General features: G+C 60.6%; 14 protein-coding genes. 5 read left to right on the top strand and 9 right to left on the bottom strand.

The window, feature by feature from the left end; genetic code table 11:
- The first annotated feature begins 51 nt into the window (after positions 1 to 51).
- Positions 52 to 366 (top strand): putative quinol monooxygenase, encoded by a 315-nt coding sequence (locus ACM6IQ_RS16235; RefSeq protein WP_017336418.1) that lies wholly within the window; start codon positions 52 to 54, stop codon positions 364 to 366.
- Here ACM6IQ_RS16235 and ACM6IQ_RS16230 read toward each other — a convergent pair.
- A complete protein-coding gene (locus tag ACM6IQ_RS16230; protein WP_017336417.1) occupies positions 356 to 1,120 on the bottom strand; it encodes a sulfite exporter TauE/SafE family protein in 765 nt (254 codons plus the stop codon). The genes ACM6IQ_RS16235 and ACM6IQ_RS16230 overlap by 11 nt on opposite strands.
- A 222-nt stretch (positions 1,121 to 1,342) precedes the next feature.
- Here ACM6IQ_RS16230 and ACM6IQ_RS16225 point away from each other — a divergent pair, with 222 nt between their 5' ends.
- The 3 genes from ACM6IQ_RS16225 (at position 1,343) to ACM6IQ_RS16215 (ending at position 4,246) form a co-directional block, all read left to right on the top strand.
- On the top strand, positions 1,343 to 2,227 hold the full coding sequence (locus ACM6IQ_RS16225) for a LysR substrate-binding domain-containing protein (protein ID WP_414879321.1): 885 nt from the start codon (positions 1,343 to 1,345) through the stop codon (positions 2,225 to 2,227).
- 103 nt (positions 2,228 to 2,330) lie between these two features.
- The gene (locus ACM6IQ_RS16220) at positions 2,331 to 3,734 is read left to right on the top strand and encodes an amino acid permease (protein WP_414879320.1); all 1,404 of its coding nucleotides are present in this window, start codon (positions 2,331 to 2,333) and stop codon (positions 3,732 to 3,734) included.
- 167 nt (positions 3,735 to 3,901) lie between these two features.
- Positions 3,902 to 4,246, top strand: a complete 345-nt coding sequence (locus ACM6IQ_RS16215; RefSeq protein WP_008024653.1) for a cupin domain-containing protein — start codon at positions 3,902 to 3,904, stop codon at positions 4,244 to 4,246.
- A gap of 219 nt (positions 4,247 to 4,465) precedes the next feature.
- On the opposite strand, the gene mmsB is transcribed toward ACM6IQ_RS16215, so the two are convergent.
- Positions 4,466 to 5,353, bottom strand: coding sequence for a 3-hydroxyisobutyrate dehydrogenase (gene mmsB, locus ACM6IQ_RS16210; RefSeq protein ID WP_414879319.1), 888 nt, complete (start codon positions 5,351 to 5,353; stop codon positions 4,466 to 4,468).
- Positions 5,354 to 5,363: 10 nt separating this feature from the next.
- Complete coding sequence (locus ACM6IQ_RS16205; protein WP_017336413.1) at positions 5,364 to 6,890, bottom strand: CoA-acylating methylmalonate-semialdehyde dehydrogenase; 1,527 nt, start codon at positions 6,888 to 6,890, stop codon at positions 5,364 to 5,366.
- Positions 6,891 to 7,052: 162 nt separating this feature from the next.
- Here ACM6IQ_RS16205 and ACM6IQ_RS16200 point away from each other — a divergent pair, with 162 nt between their 5' ends.
- A complete protein-coding gene (locus ACM6IQ_RS16200; RefSeq protein WP_017336412.1) occupies positions 7,053 to 8,000 on the top strand; it encodes a LysR family transcriptional regulator in 948 nt (315 codons plus the stop codon).
- Here ACM6IQ_RS16200 and ACM6IQ_RS16195 read toward each other — a convergent pair.
- From ACM6IQ_RS16195 to recC, 6 genes are all read right to left on the bottom strand, one after another.
- Positions 7,997 to 8,497, bottom strand: a complete 501-nt coding sequence (locus ACM6IQ_RS16195; protein WP_414879318.1) for an OmpA family protein — start codon at positions 8,495 to 8,497, stop codon at positions 7,997 to 7,999. The genes ACM6IQ_RS16200 and ACM6IQ_RS16195 overlap by 4 nt on opposite strands.
- Entirely contained in the window at positions 8,497 to 9,765 is a 1,269-nt protein-coding gene (locus ACM6IQ_RS16190) for a diguanylate cyclase domain-containing protein (protein WP_414879317.1), read from the bottom strand. Before ACM6IQ_RS16190 ends, ACM6IQ_RS16195 begins: the two co-directional genes overlap by 1 nt.
- Entirely contained in the window at positions 9,762 to 10,337 is a 576-nt protein-coding gene (locus ACM6IQ_RS16185) for a YfiR family protein (RefSeq protein ID WP_414879316.1), read from the bottom strand. The genes ACM6IQ_RS16190 and ACM6IQ_RS16185 overlap by 4 nt, the downstream gene beginning before the upstream one ends.
- 119 nt (positions 10,338 to 10,456) lie before the next feature.
- Entirely contained in the window at positions 10,457 to 12,565 is a 2,109-nt protein-coding gene (recD, locus tag ACM6IQ_RS16180; RefSeq protein ID WP_414879315.1) for an exodeoxyribonuclease V subunit alpha, read from the bottom strand.
- Positions 12,562 to 16,254, bottom strand: coding sequence for an exodeoxyribonuclease V subunit beta (gene recB, locus ACM6IQ_RS16175; protein WP_414879314.1), 3,693 nt, complete (start codon positions 16,252 to 16,254; stop codon positions 12,562 to 12,564). The genes recD and recB overlap by 4 nt, the downstream gene beginning before the upstream one ends.
- Entirely contained in the window at positions 16,251 to 19,703 is a 3,453-nt protein-coding gene (gene recC, locus ACM6IQ_RS16170) for an exodeoxyribonuclease V subunit gamma (protein ID WP_414879313.1), read from the bottom strand. Before recC ends, recB begins: the two co-directional genes overlap by 4 nt.
- Between the last annotated feature and the right edge of the window lie 94 nt (positions 19,704 to 19,797).

Below are 19,797 nucleotides of genomic sequence, written 5' to 3'. Positions count from 1 at the left end.
GGCGATTGTTGCCATAAACTTGCGCCGATTCTGAACTTGAGGAGATTTTTGATGAGTGAAATGCAAGGCTTCATCCTGCACGCCAAGACCCGCCCGGAAAAATCCGACGCCTTCGAAGCGTTCTTCCGTGGCTATGTAGAAGCGAGCCGCGCCGAGCCCGGCTGCATCGAGTACCACATGCTGCGCGACAAACAGGACCCGACGCTGTTTATCTTCTTCGAGATCTGGCAATCCCAGGCCCACCTCGATGTGCACTCGAACCTGCCGCACATGAAGCAGTTCCTTGAGCAACGCGAGGAATACCTGGAGCGGGATTTCGAGATCCGCGCCATCGAGATGCTCAGCCCGTCGTCCGCTACCCGCTGACCAGCAAGTGGCCGCCAAGTACACCGAGGCCAATGAAAAACACGCGCTTGAACAAGGGGGCGCTGATCCGCTGCCGTAGCCACTGGCCCAGCAACATGCCCAGCACGGCCGGGATCAGTGCCAGCAATGACGCGCTCAGCTCGCCACTGCCCAACGCCCCACGCCACAACAGGCCAGCGGCGAGTGCGAGGGTCGACACCGTGAACGACAGGCCCAGCGCCTGCACCAGTTCATCCTTGCTCAAACCCAGTGCTTGCAGGTACGGCACCGCCGGAATCACGAAGACGCCGGTAGCCGAGGTGATGACGCCGGTCAGCACGCCGCACAGCGGCCCTGACCAGCGTTCGGCCTGGTTGCCGATGCGCAAGGTCGGCAGGAACAACCCGCTCAGCGCGTAGAGCAGCAACGCCGCGCCCAGGCCTCGCACCACCCAATGACCGCCGGCCATGCCGATCCACAACGTACCGGCGCCGGTACCGATGAAGATCGCCAGCAGCATCGGCCACAGCCGTTTGACCAGCCCACGCAAATGCCCGCCGAATGCCAGTTGCCAGACGTTGGTCAGGGTCGCGGGAATGATCAGCAACGCCGCAGCCTGCGACGGCGCCATAGCCAGACCGAGCAGCCCCATGGCGATGGTCGGCAGGCCGAGACCGATGACCCCCTTGATCATGCCGGCCAGCAGGAAGGTCGCAATGACCAGCAGGGAAAGGGCCAGGCCGAGGTTTTGATAAAACGCAGAGAGTGTATTCATGGGCTTATCCTGAGCCCGGAATGGCTGCGTGAAAATCTGCCATACACTGAGGGTGCCTCTTGTTTTTTCAGAGGCTTAAAATTCATTGCTTCCACTGACGCCATCGCGAGCAGGCTCGCTCCCACAGTTAAACGCGTCGTCCGGTCTGACGCGGACAAATGTGGGAGCGAGCCTGCTCGCGATGGCGTCCGTCCAGACAACACATATTCTGAGGTTGCTGTAATGCACTTCGACCTGACCGACCTGCGTCTCTACCTGAACATCCTCGACACCGGCAACATCACCGCCGGCGCCGCTCGCAGCCATTTATCCCTGGCGGCGGCAAGCGCACGAATCCGCGCCATGGAGTCATCGCTGGGAATCGATTTTCTCGAACGCGGTCGGCGCGGCGTCACCCCCACGCCCGCCGGAAAAGCCCTGGCGCAACACGCCCGACGCCTGTTGCAACAGGCCGAACGCATGCAGCAGGACCTGGCCGAATATGCCAACGGCGTCAAAGGCCAGGTGCGCTTGTTGTGCAACACCACAGCGATCACCGAGCACCTGCCGGAAGTGCTGGCAGACTTTCTGTGCCGTCATCCCAACCTCGACATTGACCTGCAAGAGTTGCCCAGCGCCCGTATCACTCACGCCCTGCGCCAGGGCGCTGCAGACCTTGGCATCGTCTCCGACGCCGTGGACACCCACGCCCTCGAGATCCTGCCCTTTCGCGATGATCCGCTGGTGCTGATCATGCCGCCCGACCATCCCCTGGCGAGCGGCGTGACACCAAACTTCAGCGACACCCTGCATCACGATTACGTTGGCCTGAGCGCTAACAGTGCACTGGCGGTGTACCTCGAAGAACAGGCACTGCACGCGGGAATGCGCCTGCAAATCCGCATCCGTGCGGAAGGCTTCGACGGCGTAATGCGCATGGTCGCTCACGGCGCCGGGCTGGCGATTGTGCCGCTGGCAGCGATCCAGCGCCGGGCCGTCGATCAACCGCTCAAGAGCTTCGCCCTGAAGGAAGACTGGGCACAGCGCAAACTGTTGTTGTGCGCACGTTCATTCACTGGCCTGCCCGGTTATGCCAGAGCCTTGCTCGACGCGTTGCGCGCGCCTTGAAAACCGGTGTTTGGCCCAACTGGCACCTGTATGGCGAGGACCGCGCGGAGTAATATCTGCCCTTTCAAATCAGGCCTGACCACAACAACCAAAAGGGAACCAGATGGCGGATGAAATATTGCAACCGGCAACGCTCAAGCGGGGGTTGAAAAATCGGCACATTCAACTGATCGCATTGGGCGGCGCCATTGGTACGGGGCTGTTCCTGGGCTCCGCCGGAGTGCTCAAGTCCGCCGGACCGTCGATGATCCTCGGCTACGCGATTGCCGGTTTCATCGCGTTCCTGATCATGCGCCAACTGGGCGAGATGATTGTTGAAGAACCGGTGGCAGGCTCTTTCAGCCACTTCGCTCACAATTACTGGGGCGGCTTTGCCGGTTTCCTGTCCGGCTGGAACTACTGGGTGCTGTATGTGCTGGTGGGCATGGCCGAGCTGACAGCCGTCGGCAAGTACGTGCAGTTCTGGTGGCCGGAGGTGCCGACCTGGGTCAGCGCGGCGGTATTCTTCGTGCTGGTCAACCTGATCAACACCTTGAACGTCAAAGTCTTCGGCGAGATGGAATTCTGGTTCGCGATCATCAAGGTCGTGGCCATCATCGGCATGATCCTCCTCGGCTGCTACATGCTGTTCAGCGGCACCGGCGGCCCGCAAGCATCGGTGAGCAACCTGTGGAGTCACGGCGGTTTCTTCCCCAACGGCACGACCGGTCTGCTGATGGCGATGGCGTTCATCATGTTCTCCTTCGGCGGCCTGGAACTGGTCGGCATCACCGCCGCTGAAGCCAGCGAGCCAAGAAAGGTCATTCCCAAGGCCATCAACCAAGTGGTTTATCGGGTGTTGATCTTCTACGTCGGCGCACTCACCGTGTTGCTGTCGCTGTACCCCTGGGACCAACTGCTACAAACACTGGGCGCCTCGGGCGATGCCTACAGCGGCAGTCCGTTCGTGCAGATTTTTGCCTTGATCGGCAGCGACACCGCCGCGCAAATCCTCAACTTCGTGGTACTCACCGCCGCGCTCTCGGTCTACAACAGCGGCGTCTACTGCAACAGCCGCATGCTCTATGGCCTGGCCGAACAAGGCGATGCACCCAAGGTGTTGATGAAGCTGAACAAGCAAGGCGTTCCGTTACTGGCGCTGGGCGTATCGGCGCTGATCACGATGTTGGCCGTGGTGGTCAACTACGTCGCTCCGCATGAAGCGCTTGAGATGCTGTTTGCCCTGGTGGTCGCCTCGCTGATGATCAACTGGGCGCTGATCAGCCTCACGCACCTGAAGTTTCGCAAGGCCATGGTTCAGCGCGGCATCGTGCCAGGCTTCAAGGCATTCTGGTCGCCCTACACCAATTACCTGTGCCTGGCGTTCATGGCCGTGATCATCTGCGTCATCTGGATGATTCCACCGGTGCGCGCCTCGGTGTACGCCATGCCGGTGTGGGTATTGGTCATCTACGGATGCTACCGGTTGCGCATGGCGCGGCATCGAAACCTGCCAGTGGCGCAATAAACACTGATAAAAAAACGCCCCGGCATTCGATGAATACCGGGGCGTTTTTTATGGGACGCGCTCATGAACGAGCGTTTCTGGACACCCCGATGTCGAGCACAGACAACTGATGCCGCAACAAGCCCTATACGGTGCGACTTCAGTTATCCCTCACGCTCGGAGTCATCATGTCCGCACCGATTACCGTTCTTCGCGACACCCATCCCCTGCCGGTCCTCGACGCCTGCAAATGGGAAAAACTCGAAGGCGACCCGCACACCGTCAACCTCAATGCCTACACCAGCGAAGACGGCAGCAAGATCATGGGCACCTGGATCTGCACGCCGGGCAAGTGGTACGTGGAATACGTGAAGTGGGAATACTGCGATTTCCGCGAGGGCTACTGCATCATCACCCCGGAAGGAAAGGAGCCGATCCATCTGCGTGCCGGTGATATTTTCGTCATCGAGCCGGGCATGAAAGGCACGTGGGAAGTGGTTGAAACCGTGCGCAAGTATTTCGTGTTTGCCTGATGCAAAAAAACCGGGAGATCACCCGACGTGATTTCCCGGTAAATGTCGATGCGTACATGCAGTACCTGTGGCGAGGGAGCTTGCTCCCGCTCGGCGGCGAAGCCGTCGTACAGTCAGCCAATGCGCCCTAACCGATACACCGCATTAACCCCGAACGGGTCCGCTTCGCGAACCAGCGGGAGCAAGCTCCCTCGCCACCAAAGCCCCTCACCAAAGCCCTTATTGGGGTTTGCGATAGCTGTTGATGATCGCCGAGAAGTCCTTGCCACCCTCCCCACGCTGACTCATCGCCTGATACAACTGCTGGGCCACCGCGCCGAGCACCACCGGTTGGTGCGCCTGACGGGCCGCTTCCGTGGCCAGCCCCAGATCCTTGAGCATCAGTTCGGCACCAAAACCACCGGTATAACCACGCGAGGCCGGCGCCGTTTCGACGATGCCCGGCCACGGGTTGTACATCTCAGAACTCCAGCAACGCCCCGTGGAACTGTTGATGATCCCGGCGAGCACCGTGGTGTCGATTCCGAGCGCATCACCCAGCGCCATGGCTTCGCTGACGCCGACCATGGAGATCGCCAGCAGCAGGTTGTTGCAGATCTTGGCGATTTGCCCGGTGCCGACTTCGCCGCAATGGACGATGTTGCGACCCATCTGCGCCAGTACCGGTTGCAGAGTGGCAAACAGTTCGGGGGTGGCGCCGACCATGAAGGTCAGCGTCCCGGCCGCTGCGCCGCCAGTGCCACCAGACACCGGCGCGTCGGCCATCGCCACGCCCTGTTTGGCTGCCGCAGCGGCCACATCACGCGCCGCCTGCGGATCGATGGTGCTGCAATCCACGGCCGGCACACCTTTGGCGATCCCCGCCAGCACGCCGTCTTCACCTAGCCACACACTGCGCACGTGCACAGCGGCGGGCAGCATGGTGATCACCAGTTCTGCACCTTGAGCGGCTTCACGGGCTGTCGCGCTGATGCTGCCGCCCAGTTGTTCCAGCTCGGCCAGAACGGTTTTGTTCAGGTCGACCAGCCGCAGCGAATGGCCGGCCTTGATCAGGTTGCGCGCCATCGGCGCGCCCATGTTGCCGAGACCGATAAAAGCGATTTTCATGTCCGGCTCCTTAACGCAAGTTGATGGTGGTGTTCACACCGTCGTTGACGCTGTCGTCATCGAACCAGCGACTGGTGACTGTCTTGGTCTGAGTGTAGAACTGCACCACTTGCTTGCCATACGGGCCGAGGTCGCCGAGTTTGGAACCGCGCGAACCGGTGAAGCTGAAGAACGGGACCGGCACCGGAATCGGGATGTTGATGCCGACCTGGCCGACATCGATTTCGCTCTGGAATTTGCGCGCCGCCGCACCGCTTTGGGTGAACAGGCCGGTGCCGTTACCGAACGGGTTGGCGTTGACCAGTGCGATGGCCTCGTCGAGCGTGTTGACCTCCAGCACTACCAGCACCGGGCCGAAAATTTCCTGGGTGTAGATCTGCATGTCGGTGGTCACGCCGGAGAACAGGGTCGGGCCGACAAAGTTGCCCTTCTCGAAGCCTGGAACGGTGACGTCGCGACCATCCAGCTCCAGCTTGGCGCCTTCCTTGATGCCGCTTTCGATCAGATCGAGAATCCGCTGTTTGGCTTTTTTCGAGATCACCGGGCCAACGTCAGTGCCCGGCTCGCTGCCGGCATTCACGGTGAGTTTTTGCGCCAGCGCTTTCAGGTCCGGCAACCATTGTTTGGCCGCGCCCACCAGCACCACCACGGACGTGGCCATACAACGTTGGCCCGCTGCGCCGAAACCGGCGCCGACCAGCGCATTCAGTGCTTGTACGCGATTGGCATCTGGCAGAACCACGGCGTGGTTTTTCGCGCCCATCATCGATTGCACACGCTTTCCATGTTTGCCAGCCAGGTCGTAGACATGAGTACCCACGGCGGTCGAACCGACGAAGGAAACGGCCTTGATATCTTTATGCGTGCAGAGCGCGTCCACCACGTCCTTGCCGCCATGCACCACGTTGAGCACGCCTGCCGGAACGCCGGCCTCGATTGCCAGTTCCACCAGCAGCATGGTCGACATCGGGTCCTGTTCGGACGGCTTGAGCACAAAGGTGTTGCCGCAGGCGATGGCCATCGGGAACATCCACAGCGGGATCATCGCCGGGAAGTTGAACGGGGTGATGCCGGCGCAGACGCCGATGGGCTGACGCAGGGTGTAGGTATCGACGCCGCCCGCGACGTTCTCGGCGAATTCACCCATTTGCAGGCTGCCGATGGAGCAGGCGTGTTCGACCACTTCCAGGCCACGGAAAATGTCGCCTTCAGCGTCGGCAATGGTTTTGCCCTGCTCGTTGCTGAGCACCACGGCGATGCGTTTGGAGTGCTCGCGGATCAACGCCTGGAGCTTGAGCATGATGCGCATGCGCGCGCCGATCGGGGTCAGCTTCCAGGTCTGGAAGGCGCGATGGGCGGCACTGATCGCGGCGTCGACTTCCTGCGCCGTGGCGAACGGAACCTTGGCCAGCACTTGTTGGGTCGCCGGGTTGACGATGTCGTGCCATTCGCTGGTCTGGGACTCGACCCACTCGCCGTCGATCAACAGCTTGACCTTTTGCACAGTGGTTTCGTTTGGCGTGAGCGATGCGTTCATGTTGGTCTCCGGGACATTGTTCTTATTTAGAGAGCTATCTAGGGAGCCAAGGCGAGAAAGTCGCCTTGAGATGAGGCGTGTGTCGCGAATTGGTTATCGGACTGTTTTTGGAGTATAGATGTGCAAACTTCTAATAAGAACGCACATAAAAGCCGGTCCATCATGCAAAAAAACATCACGTCCCTAGGCTCGCTGAACTGGGATGACCTCAAGTTTTTCCTCGAAGTCGCCCGCACCCGCAAGGCCAGCACCGCGGCCAAGCGCCTGGCGGTGGACTACACCACTGTGTCGCGGCGTATCAGTTCGCTGGAAGCGGCGTTGGGCACGCTGCTTTTTGAAAAGTCCCGGACCAGCGGTTTCGTGCTGACGGCTGAAGGTCAGCGATTGCTCGGTTACGCCGAGTCGATCGAAAGCACCCTGCACATGGCCTGCGAGCAGGTATCAGGCTCCGGCGTCGCGCTGTCCGGCCACGTACGAATGGGCTGCACAGAAGGGTTCGGCAGCTTTTTCATCACCCCGCAGCTGAGTCATTTCGTCGATGCCTATCCGGCGATCTCGGTGGACATCCTGCCATTGCCGCACTTCATCAGCCTGTCCAAGCGCGAGGCGGACATCGTCATTGCGCTGGAGCGCCCCGAGCATGGTCCCTATGTCTGCTGCAAACTCTGCGACTACAAATTGCAGCTGTACGCGACCCAGGACTACCTGGACAAACACCCGCCCATCCGCCGCCCGGCAGACTTGGGCAAGCATTCATTCATCAGTTATGTCGACGACCTGGCGTTCAGCTCGGAGCTTTTGTACCTGGCAAACGTGCTGCCCGGCGCCAGCGCCAATCTGCGCAGCACCAGCGTGATCGCACAGTTCGTGGCGGCGCAGCAGGGGCGGTCACTGGCAATTCTGCCGTGCTTCCTCGCCGCGCAGGATCCGCGTCTGCTGCCGGTGTTGCCGGAAGAGATCAACATCACCCGGCAGTTCTGGATGTACTGCCGCGAGGACCTGCGCAAGCTCAAGCGGATCACCCTGTTGTGGGATTACATCCGGGAGGTGACTGAGCAGAATCAGGGGTTGTTGATGGGTGAACGACGGGACATGGTGTTTGCCGACTAATCGGCGCTGACCACAATCGACACCCGGCGGTTCTCGGTTCGGCCAGCGGCGGTGTCGTTGGAGGCGACGGGCTGACTGCTGCCGAAGCCACGCAGCTGGATGTTTTGTTCGTTCATGCCCACCGCGGTCAGAACCATGCCAACGCTTTTCGCGCGGCGCACGGACAGCTGTTCGTTATACGATTCTTTACCCGACGCGTCGGTGTGACCATCGACCCGTACCCGCTCGATTCCGACCCCCAACAGCGCCTTGCCAATGCGCTCGACGATCTCGGTGCTCTGCGCATTGAGTTTTTCGACGTCACTGCCAAACAAGACTTTGCCGGACAGCCCAAACGCCCAGCCCTCGTCGGTCAACTCGAAACCTTGTTGTTTGAGCACCGCGACCTGCGCCGGGGTCAGGCCTTTTTGCGGCGCCGTCTGGCAACCGGCCAACGCCAGCACGGCCATGAACAGGGTCATCGTGAAAAATCGCAGAGGGAGTGAAAACACGGGCATTAGCTCCTGGTTTGAACATCGGCGACAGGGTGCTCCGACCCTGACGTGTGCTGAGCACCCCTGGCGAGGCGCTTGGCTTGGTACATGGCCGCATCGGCAGCATTGAGCAGCGCCCCCGGTGTCGTTCCATGATCAGGGTACACGGCGATGCCGATACTGAGAGAGGTCAGCACCTGGCTGGTCCCCGGCAACGGGATCGGCATTTCCATGCTTTCTAGGATTTTGTCGGCGATGCGCTCGGCGTCTTCGGTCATGTGCAGCGGGGTCAGCAGGACGGCAAATTCATCCCCCCCCAGACGCGCCACCAGATCGTCTTCGCGCAGCTGCGCACGAACCCGATTGGCCACGGCCACCAGCACCGCATCGCCGGCGGCGTGACCGAAGTTATCGTTGATCTCCTTGAATCGGTCGCTGTCGAGAAAAAGCACCGCCACGCGCTCGTTGAGTTTGTTGGCGTTGCGCAGCGAACGACTCAGCCGGCCTTCGAAAAACGCCCGGTTCGGTAGCCCGGTGAGGCTGTCATGGCTGGCCTGGTGGGCCAGGGTTTCATTTTCGCTTTGCAGGTGGGTCTGCCAGGATTCGAGTTCATCGAGCAAGGCATTGAAGTCGTTGCCCAGGTTGTCGAGTTCGGCAATGGCCGCCGGTGGCACACGCCGGTCGAAGGCACGGTCGCTGCGTGCAGCGTGAGCCACGCAAGCCAGGCTGCGCAGTGGGCCGGTGATCCCGCGAAGTTGTCGGCGTGCGAGATACAGCGCCACCCAGGCGCTGACAGCGGTACACAGAACGATCCCCACCAGTCCGCTGAGCAAAAAACGCATCAGGCTGCCACCGTGACCAATGAGCTGGACACTGCCGATTTCCTGGCCCTGATGGACAATCGGCATGCTGATCGGCTTTTCCAGAAACGCCTTGGCCATCTGCATTTCCAGGTCCGAGAAAAATCCGGTTTCCGGTCGCTGCCAACGGGCCAACAACTTGCCTTGCTCGTCCAGCACCTGGGCATCAGCCACTTCTTCGGTGGACGCGATCAATGCCAGCGCCTCCGTGGCGGCTGCCTTGTCATTGAACACCACCGCCGCTTCCACGGTGTAGTTGATGGAGCGTGCAATCAGGTGCAGGTTGTGGTCGGCGTAAACCCGCAAGGCCAGCACGCCCAGCAACGTCAGCGAAACACTGGCCATGGCCACGCCCACCAGTGCGACGATCAAATGACCGCGACCGATGACGGAGCGCAAGGTCGGACGACTATCCGGTTTGAATAGCGTCATGGTGCCGCCGGCTTGCGGCGGGACAGTTGCAGCACACTGGGGTGAATTCTCACGCCGCTGCGGGCGACGGAATCAAGGTTGACCTCGAAGGACACTTGCTCATCGCCGACTCGCAGGCAGAACAGGCTGCCGACGGTGCATTGGTCGTCGCTTTCGCTGATGCTCAGCACCGGCCGCCCCGCCAGAGAAGCGAAGAGCCGGCTGCGTTCCTCGCTGGTCAGTTTGCCGATGTACACCGCGTCGCACTCACCGACAATGGACGGGCTATCCGCCAGCAACCGACGCACGGTGACAGGACGGCCGGTGGCCTGGGTCGTGCCCTTGACCAGATCGTCGGTGTATTCGGTGGGGCCCACTATGCACAAACGCAGTTGTGCTGGCTCAACAGGCCAACGGGCATAACTGAGGATGCCGAGTACAACCTGCGTAACGGCTTGGGCGCGTTGATCGGCCATGCCGGGGGGCGTTTGCGCTTGCGCGAACACGAGGCCACTGAGCAAACAGAGAACGCCTGCCAGCATGACTCGCTTGCAGGCAACAATGTGCTCTGTCGTCCAGACAGCCACTTTCATGCAGGGATTCCATTCGGTCGTAACGGGATGATGCCGCAACGATAGCATAGCGTCGAAACGCTCGCGAGGCCGCGCAAGACGGCACTTCGGACAGTTTCCGTCGTCTGGCGCTGCCGTCCTCAATCCCCCGGCGGTATGGCCTCTTCCAATTCCAGCATCAGCCCGCTCAGGCGCTTGACCTTGCGTCGCACGGCCTCCTCAAACACGCCGCTACGCGGTTCGATCAAAGTAAACCAGTGTTTGGCGCGGGTGATGCCGGTGTAGATCAGCTCCTTGGTCAGAACCGGGTTCAGGGCGTCCGGCAAAATCAGCGCCGTATGGGCGAACTCGGAGCCCTGGGACTTGTGCACGGTCATGGCGTACACCGTTTCGACATCATTCAGCCGGCTCGGCAGGACAAAGCGCACGCCGCCCTGGCCGTCGTTACGCGGGAAGGCCACGCGCAGCACGTGGCGCCCCGCCTCGGGTCCCTCGCGCTCCGGCAGCTTGAGCGCAATGCCAATGTCGCCGTTCATCAAGCCCAGGCCATAGTCGTTGCGGGTCATCAGCACTGGCCGACCTTCGTACCACTGTTGATTGCTGTCGATCAGCCTGGCCTTGAGCAGCGCATCGGTCACTCGCTGATTCAGGCCTTCCACGCCCCATGGTCCCTTGCGCACGGCGCACAGTAACTGGAAGGCATCGAAGGCTTGCAACACGTCGCGAGCCCAATCGGTCCAGCGCGGATCCTCGAGGGTGCTGTCGAGCGACGGTCGCCGACTGCGCAGCAGGCTCAGGTAATGCCGATACCCTTGCGGTCCATCGCCATGGCCTTCGAGCAACAAGCGCTCCAGTGCCCTGTCGTGCTCACCTTTGAGAGGCAGGGAAAACACATCATCGTGGTTTCCGGCCGCCAACAACTTGCGAGCTTCTTCGGGTTGTTGCTGATTGACCCAGCGAGCCAGTTGGCCAATGCCACTGCCCTCGCCGAACCGGCGCGAGTGGCGCAGCATCACGACCTGCTGGGCCAGCGGATGAGTCCCGTGAGTGTCTTGCTGCAAACCGCTGGTTTCGAGGTGTTCACCACTGACCGCTTCCAGCCACTGTCGGGTCTGCGGGCTGTACCAACCTGCCTCGGCGTCGCGGCACAAATCGCCCAGCACGGCGCCGGCTTCCACCGATGCCAGTTGATCCTTGTCACCGAGCAGCACCAGTCGCGCATGAGCCGGCATCGCGTCGAGCAGATTGGCCATCATCTCCAGGTCGATCATCGAGGCTTCGTCGACCACCAAGACATCCAGCGGCAAGCGATTACCGGCGTGGTGCCGAAAGTGTCGGGTACCGGGACGGCTGCCGAGCAGGCGGTGCACGGTGGTGACGTCTGACGGAATTTTTTCTCGTACGGCCTCGGCCACTTCCAGCGTCCGGACTTGCTGGCTGATGGATTCCGTCAGCCGCGCCGCCGCTTTGCCGGTGGGGGCCGCAAGACGGATGCGCAGTGGTTTGCCAGCCTCCACCGCCGGTGCCTGCAACAGCGCCAGCAAACGCACGACCGTGGTGGTCTTGCCGGTTCCGGGACCGCCAGTGACGATGCTGAATGCACTGCGGGTCGCCAAGGCACACGCGAGTTTCTGCCAGTCGATCAGTTCGCCGGGCCGGGCCGGGCCGAACAGACCGGTGAGGCGTTGAGGCAAGTCATTCGGTGTGGATTCGTGTTCTGCCAGACGCAGGCGCAGCGCGTTATCGATACGTCGCTCGTACACCCAGTAACGGCGCAAGTACAGGCGCTTTCCCGACAACACCAACGGCCTTTGCAACGCCGTTTCGCTGCCATCGGCCGCCAATGCGACCAGCCGGCTGGAGGCCAGGACCTTGCACCAGTGGGCGCCGTCCAGCGTCTCAAGCAATTGCGAAGGCAGCAACATCGCACCACTTTGCAGGTCGCCTTCCGGCGGCAACGACAGGGCGAAATCCGGCGCCTTGAGCGTCTCGAACAGATCCAGGCAGACGTGACCGTGGCCCAGTTGATGGCTGGTCAATGCCGCCGCCAGCAGCACCAGCGGATCATCGTCGGGGGCGAGCTCGTGCAAAAAGGCAACGAAGGCTTTGTCCAGCGCTCGCAACCAGCCGCGCTCGACCCAGCGCGTGAGCAACGACAACAAGTCATCGGCGCGACTCAACGGCGCCAGATTTGCCAGGCTTTCGGCTGCCAACGGCGTCGGCAACACATCGGCAAAGGTGCGGCTCATAGCAATACTCCCTGTTCCCAGGCCGGTTCGGCCTTGGGTTCCGGCTTGCCCTGAAACAGCCGGTCCAGACGCTCGATCAGTTCCCGTGGCGGACGGGCAAAATACACGCCCTGACTGGATGAGCGCGTGCCGCGCAGAAACAGATACAACGCCCCTCCGACATGCCGGTCGTAATCGTAATCGGCAAGCCGCGCCTTGAGCTGACGATGCAGGGCCAACAGGTACAGCACGTATTGCAGGTCGTAGCGATTATCCAGGATCGACTGTTCCATCGCCTGCTCGGTGTAGGCCATGTCATCGACGCCCAGCCAGTTGGATTTGTAATCGGCGACGTAATAGCGACCATCGTGCTCGAAAGTCAGGTCGATGAAGCCTTTGAACATGCCATTGAGCAGTACCGGTTCGGCCGCAACACGGGCGACGCCGTTGTGGGTATGTTGGCGGACCAGCTCGTCGAGTTTGAGCACATCGACCTTATGGCTGGCGAACCAGAACTCCATCTCGACACGGTATTGTTTCAGTTGCCCAAAAATCACGGGCGCCTGCCCAGCGCCGATGTGCAGCGGCGACTTGAGCAAGTGCTGCAGCCAATCGCTCAGCGTGGTGATCCAGCCTTCCCAGCCACGACGGTTGCAGCGACGGGCAATCGCGTCTTCCACGGCCCGCGGCGTGGCGGCAAAACCTTCGTCACCCGCCCACTCAAGCAAACCATGAAGAAAGGTGCCGGGATTCGGACCACGCGGGAACCGATGGATATCGGCACCGCCGGCGATCACTTCGCGCGGCGCTTCAGGATCGAGGCGCTCGTCGTCGAACAGCTTTTGCGCCTGCGGGTTTTCCGGTGCTTCATCACTGCCCACGCTCAGGCTGTCGCCTATGCGAAGGGCGCTGTAGGAGGCAATCCACCAGTTTTCGCTGGCTTTGCGCTTGGGGATCAGGGGGGCGAGCAAGCTCGCATCGTTCTGCGGCGGATGGTAATGCTCATCCGTCTTTTCAGGCATCTCACTGTAATTCAGCGCGGGACAATCCTGCTGCAGGTCTTCCAGCCAACGCTTCAAACCTTGCGACTCCACCAATGGAGCACCGCCCCCCAACAGATAACCCAACGCAGAGAGGTGCAACACCGAACTGTTGTTATTACCGCGCTTGAGGTCAGTGACACCGAGCCAGCAGGCATGTTGAGCCCGGGTCAGGGCGACATAAAGCAAACGCAGATCCTCGGCCAGCCGCTCATCATCCGCCAGCGCGATCAACTCGGGCGTGGGCTTGAGGGTCACTCGAGCATTGCCCGCTTCATCGTGGTAATGCAGCGGCAAACGGCTTCCGTCCACCGGTTTCGCCGAACACACGAATGGCAGAAACACCAAGGGATACTCAAGCCCCTTGGACTTGTGAATGGTCACGACCTTGACCAGTTGCTCGTCACTTTCAAGACGCAGGATCTGTTCCTCACCCGCCTGACCGGACAGCGCCAGATGTTCGGACAAGTGCCGGATCAACGCTTGCTCGCCATCCAGTTCGGCGGCCGCCTGTTGCAGCAACTCGGACAGGTGCAGCAAGTTGGTCAGCACCCGCTCGCCGTCACTGCGCGCAATCAATGCCTGAGGCAGCTGGAAGTCATGCAGCAAACGACGCAGCATGGGCAGCACGCCTTGCTTGCGCCAGAGCTCGCGATAACCACGGAACTGCATGACCCGCGCTTCCCAGGCCAGCTCGTCCTGATTCAACCGTTCAAGTTCTGCCAGCGACAGGTTCAACGTGATGCTCGCCAGCGCGGCCCGCAACGGACGCTCGACATCCGGCTCGGCACACGCCTTGAGCCAGGTCAGCAGATCGTGGGCTTCCTGGGCGGCGAACACGGAATCCTTGTCCGACAGATAAACGCTGCGCACACCACGGGCGGAGAGTTCGGCGCGTACGGCCTGAGCTTCTTTACCGTCGCGCACCAGAATTGCGATATCCGCCGGCAACAGGCCCCTGAAGTCCTTGCCGTCCTGGATAAAACCCGCCTTGCCTTGCTGTCCGCCGTTCAGCAACGCGGTGATTTCACTGGCGCAAGCGGCAGCCAATTGCTGTCGGTAAACCGCGCCCGACAGGGGCTGGTCGACGGACAAATGCCAGATGTTCAACGCGGGTACAATCTGCCCCCCGATGCTCAACACTTCTTTGCGTCCCTGGGAGGCGACTGGCAGAAACGGCACGGGGTTATCGCCATTCCGTTCGCGAAACAGGAACGCACCCCGACCGGCCTCGCGCGACTCGGCGCGCGCAAACACATGGTTCACCGCACCGACCATGCCATGGCTGGAACGGAAGTTGGTCCCCAGTGTATGCAGTCGGCCTGCGGTGGCTTGACGAGCGCGCAGGTAGGTATAGATATCGGCACCACGGAAGGCATAGATCGCCTGCTTTGGGTCGCCGATCAGGAACAGGCCGCATTCGGGGTTGTTGTCTTCGATGCGATAGATGCTTTCGAAGATTCGGTACTGCACCGGGTCGGTGTCCTGGAACTCGTCGATCAACGCCACCGGAAACTGTTCGCGGATCAAGGTCGCCAGGCGTTCGCCACCCTCGGATTGCAATGCGGCATCGAGGCGCAGCAACATGTCATCGAAGCCCATTTCCGCGCGACGACGTTTTTCCGCCTCGAACCGTGCGCCCACCCACTGGGCGGCGTGTTGCAGAACCGCGGCATCGGGAGTCGGCAATCCATCGAGACTGGCCTTGAGGCCCGGCATGGCGTCCAGTCCCGGATGGTGGGGGACTTCGCCTTTTTTCCACGCTTCAGCCATGCCCTCAGGGGTCAGGCGGGTGAAGCCGGTGCCAATATCCAACTGCTCAAGCAATTCGTCTTCGGCCCAGGCCTTCAACTTTTCGAACCAGGGTTCGAAGTAACGCGCCTGCATCTTGCGCCCATCAACGCTTTTGCTCGCAACACCCTCGTGACAGATCGCAAGCAACTCGTCGGCCCACTGACGCCAGGGCATTTTGAGTTCGATCAAGGCTGCCCGGCGCTCCTGCAGACATTCGTTGATCAGCTCGGCAGGCTCTTTGCCTTCGACGCTGTCGCGCTCACTGGCGAATAATCCACGGACGCGTGGCAACAGCGCCGCCGGACCGCCCCAATTACCACGCACCCAGTTCAGCGCATCGCCTTGCATCGGGTAGCAGAACAATCGCCAGTAATCGCGCAGGACTTCGCCCAGCAAATCGCTGTGATCGGTTTCCAGGGTCTGGGTAAACAGGCTGCCGCTGTCGAACGCATGCTCGCGCAACATCCGCTGACACCAGCTGTGGATGGTCGAGACAGCCGCTTCATCCATCCACTGGGCAGCGATGTCCAGACGATTCGCGCATCCGGGCCACTGCTCCGGAAGGTACTGATCACGCAACTCCGCGATCAGCGCATCCGGCGGCGGAGTTTCATCGCGGAAAAACCGCGCGGCTTCTGCCAGGCGCGTTCGAATGCGTTCGCGCAGCTCCTTGGTCGCGGCGTCAGTGAAGGTCACGACGAGGATTTGCGGCGGTAACAATTCACGCCCGAAGCCACTCGATTCGCCACCGTGGCCGAGGACCAGGCGTAGGTACAGCGCGGAAATAGTGAAGGTTTTCCCGGTGCCGGCACTGGCTTCGATCAGTTGACTGCCGCGCAGCGGGAATGCCAGGGCCAGCGGTGTTTTCGCGGTCATGAGCGTGCTTCCTCGCTGCTCAATGAGCGCCACGGCGCTTCAAGCATCGGTTTGTACAAAGCGTTGCACCAATCAGGGAAAGTCTCGTCGGCGATCAGTGCGTCGTAGTCAGCGAACTGTCGGGCGAGCGCGGGACTTTCCCGACGCTCGCCATCCGTGGTCATGCCATCGCCTTCATAAGCTTTGCGGCCAGCGGCATCGGCTTTGGCCGGGTCGGTCTGAGCGAGCCAGGCAAACGCTGTTTTCACCGCAATGGGCAGAGGCTGGCGCATGCCCGTTTGCCAGGCCATCAACAGGTCGCCCAGGATTAGGGATGCGGTATTTTTTTCAATCGGACCGAGTAACAGACTGTCGTCACTGGCCACCAGTGCAGTGGTCATCTCCATGCCACTGGCGCAGGCAACCAGATGATTGACCCAGGGTCGTGTCAGACGATGCCACTTGCGGGATTTAATCGAACCGATGCTGTTGGGGATCGTAGTGACCGACAACAATCCGCCGTCTGCGCGTTGATGCAGACCGCTGAGCCATCCTTCCAGACGCAGACCTTGAAGTTCGAGATTGACCGGCAGAGCGCTGGTGAGTGGCGTGGGCCATAACGCCAGTAGCTGTTGATAGCGTTGCAGCAGATCCGGTAACGGCTCGATCAACTCTCGTTGCAGGCATTCGCCAAAACCGGCCATGGGCAGCAGACCGCTGTTTTGCAGGCGTTTGGCATGCGCATCCAACACCTCATCCACACGTTCAAGCTGTGCCAGCGCGGCGCCGAGCAAACTGTCGCTGAGGCTATAGCGTTGCAGCGCATCAAGTACAAAGGGCTCTTCATCGGCCAGCGGCACTTCAGCGGCTTCGAAGAACACCTTCAATCGCTGGCTGAAGAAATGTCGCACAGGATTGCGCAGGAAATCCTGCAACTGACCGAGGCTCAACGGCTCTTCCTGAACGTAAGCGTCCAGGATGTTGTTATCGATAACTGGCTCACCAGACTGATGAAGCACCTGCCATTCGTTGGCGAAGCTGAACAGGTTATCGCCTTCATGGAAGTAACGGGCGCTGAACGGTTGCAACGGATGTTCCTGAGTCATGGCCTCAAGCAGATCTTCATCTGCATTGCGCAATCGCCAGCCACTGGCCAGATGGTCACGCAACTGACCGATCAATACGGATGCGGGACGCTCGCTGTTATCGCGAATGCTACGGCCAACCCAACTGATATAGAGCTGGTCACATGCCGACAGCAGTGCCTCCAGCAGCAGATAGCGATCATCTTCTCGGCGCGAACGGTCACCCGGTCGATAATCGCTGCCCATGAGGTCGAAGTCCAAAGGCGGTTGCGCGCGCGGATAATCGCCGTCATTCATGCCGAGCAGACAGACCAGTTTGAACGGGATCGCGCGCATCGGCATCAACGTGCAGAAATTGACTGCGCCGGCGAGAAAGCGCTGGGACAATCGACCTTGATCAAGTCCGGCGAGCCAGGCTTCACGAACGACCGTCAACGGTAACTCGTCATGCAAACCGACGGACTCGCAAGTCTCAAGCCAGGTTTCACGCAACTCCTCGAGCTGGGCCAGCAAGTAGTCGTCATGTTCATTGCTGGCCTGGAAAAACAACTGCACCAGCGCCTGCAACCGTACACCCCATTGCTTGGGCGGCGCCGGTCGCGAGAGCTCCTGATGGGCAATCTCCAGCGCGTCCAACAAAGCAACCAGTGGCCCGATGAGTGCGGCATCCAGACCACCGATCTCGTCGTAGGGCTCGATGCCTTCGCAAGCGCTGCCGCTTCCCACGGCGTAGCCAAGCAGCATCCGACGCAGTCCGAAACGCCAACTGTTCTGTTCCAGTTCCTGAGGCAGGCCCAAACCTGCCCGTTGCCCGGCGTTCATACCCCAACGAATGCCAGCGCCTTCGATCCAGCGATGCAGGGTCGGCAGGTCTCGCTCCTCCACACCAAAGCGAGTGCGCAGGGCCGGAACATCCAGCAGGTCGAGGATTTCGCTGACGGGGAATCGACTGTCCGGCAGTTTAAGCAGATGTTCGACAGCGATCAGCAGCGGGTCACGGCCACGTTGCCCCTGGTCTGCGAGCGTGAAGGGAATGAAGCGCGGGTCATTGCGTTCAAGCTGCCCGAATACTGCACGAATATGCGGGGCATAGCTGTCGATATCCGGGACCATCACAATGACGTCGCGAGGCCTTAAATCGGGATCTGCACTGAAACGGGCGAGCAACTGGTCGTGAAGGATCTCCACCTCTCGCTGGGCGCTATGGGCGATGTGAAATCGGATTGATTGATCCACTTTTGGATCGACTGCCGGCCAGCGTTCACGCGTTTCATTCAGAGGACGTAATTCAAGAATGTCGTCCTGCAATTGATTGAGCATGCTCAGTGGCTGACTGTCACTGAACAGGTCGATTCTCCCGTCACGAAATGCCGAGCGATAGCTGTTGGGATCGTCGTAGCTATCGAGCAGATTGATGTAGTCCCGTCCCTGCTTGCCCCACGCAGCCAAGAGGGGATGGGCATGCTGATGCAGGGTTTGCGGATCCAGGACAACCGGCATGCCGCTCTTGCGAGCCTGACGTTTGTATTGATGCCGTAACAGGTCTTTATCAGCGACGATGTCCGCCCAATGGTGGCGACACGGATTATGAACGCACAGCAAGACCTGACTGAAACGAGCCAGCCCGGCGAGCGCTTCAAGCGCCTGGGCGGGAAGTGAAGAAATACCGAAAACGATCACCCGCGAGGGAAGTCCATCAGGCGCAACGTCGAGGCTGTTGATACGCTCGATAAATCGTTGATGGACGCCGGCACGGCTTTGCGCCATGCCTTGTTCACCGACATCCAGCAACAGTGCACGCCACAATTCTGCCTGCCAGCAGTTTGCCGCAGTCAGGGCTTTCGCTTCACCTCGACCGTTGCGTAATTGATGATGACCTTCTGCCCAGTCCTCGAGCCAGTCAGCTCGGTATACCTGGTATTGGTCAAACAGGTCAGCCAGTCGCTCGGCCAATTGATAGCGTTTGCGCAAATCGGTGTCATGGGTAAGGAAGCGTTGCAGAGGTTCGAAGTGTGGCTGATCGATCAACTGTGGAAGCAGGCGCATGAGGCGCCAGGTCAGTGGGGCTTTATCGAGCAGGGATTTGACAGGGATTTCATCTCGGCCCAGGACCATGCGATAGAGCTGCCACATGAAGCTGCCCGGTAACTGCACATCGATCGCTGCGGCGATACCGCAGCCGCCCATGTCGTCCTCTTTCGGATCCTCAGCCAGTGCCAGCTTCAGCCATTGGGCGATGCCGTTGCTCTGGACCAAAGCGATTTCATTTTCCAAGGGTGCCAGCGGGTAGCGCCGCATCCAGCTGACCACCAGGCTGCGCAACTCGTCCAGGCGGTTGCCGTGAACCACCATAAAACCAGCACTGAGGGACGTTGCGTCCGGCATAAAGGCTTCCTTGGAAAAATACAAAAGCTAGGGCCGAACCTTAGCATTGTCGGGAGACTGTGACAGCCGGAAGGCGTCCGGTGTTGCTGTACGA

The sequence above is a fragment of the Pseudomonas sp. IT-P100 genome, assembly GCF_949767185.1.
Classification (GTDB): Bacteria; Pseudomonadota; Gammaproteobacteria; order Pseudomonadales; family Pseudomonadaceae; genus Aquipseudomonas; species Aquipseudomonas fluorescens_B.
The sequence above is the reverse complement of the archived record's forward strand: the minus strand, read 5'-3'. Positions and strand labels throughout refer to the sequence as shown.

Bases quoted from the DNA above. Each gene is read 5' to 3' on its own strand.
- recB (WP_414879314.1), bottom strand. From the start codon at position 16,254: ATGACCGCGAAAACACCGCTGGCCCTGGCATTCCCGCTGCGCGGCAGT.
- ACM6IQ_RS16195 (WP_414879318.1), bottom strand. From the start codon at position 8,497: ATGCCCGTGTTTTCACTCCCTCTGCGATTTTTCACGATGACCCTGTTC.
- ACM6IQ_RS16230 (WP_017336417.1), bottom strand. From the start codon at position 1,120: ATGAATACACTCTCTGCGTTTTATCAAAACCTCGGCCTGGCCCTTTCC.
- mmsB (WP_414879319.1), bottom strand. From the start codon at position 5,353: ATGAAAATCGCTTTTATCGGTCTCGGCAACATGGGCGCGCCGATGGCG.
- ACM6IQ_RS16235 (WP_017336418.1), top strand. From the start codon at position 52: ATGAGTGAAATGCAAGGCTTCATCCTGCACGCCAAGACCCGCCCGGAA.
- ACM6IQ_RS16185 (WP_414879316.1), bottom strand. From the start codon at position 10,337: ATGAAAGTGGCTGTCTGGACGACAGAGCACATTGTTGCCTGCAAGCGA.
- ACM6IQ_RS16200 (WP_017336412.1), top strand. From the start codon at position 7,053: ATGCAAAAAAACATCACGTCCCTAGGCTCGCTGAACTGGGATGACCTC.
- ACM6IQ_RS16190 (WP_414879317.1), bottom strand. From the start codon at position 9,765: ATGACGCTATTCAAACCGGATAGTCGTCCGACCTTGCGCTCCGTCATC.
- ACM6IQ_RS16215 (WP_008024653.1), top strand. From the start codon at position 3,902: ATGTCCGCACCGATTACCGTTCTTCGCGACACCCATCCCCTGCCGGTC.
- ACM6IQ_RS16220 (WP_414879320.1), top strand. From the start codon at position 2,331: ATGGCGGATGAAATATTGCAACCGGCAACGCTCAAGCGGGGGTTGAAA.
- recD (WP_414879315.1), bottom strand. From the start codon at position 12,565: ATGAGCCGCACCTTTGCCGATGTGTTGCCGACGCCGTTGGCAGCCGAA.
- ACM6IQ_RS16225 (WP_414879321.1), top strand. From the start codon at position 1,343: ATGCACTTCGACCTGACCGACCTGCGTCTCTACCTGAACATCCTCGAC.
- ACM6IQ_RS16205 (WP_017336413.1), bottom strand. From the start codon at position 6,890: ATGAACGCATCGCTCACGCCAAACGAAACCACTGTGCAAAAGGTCAAG.
- recC (WP_414879313.1), bottom strand. From the start codon at position 19,703: ATGCCGGACGCAACGTCCCTCAGTGCTGGTTTTATGGTGGTTCACGGC.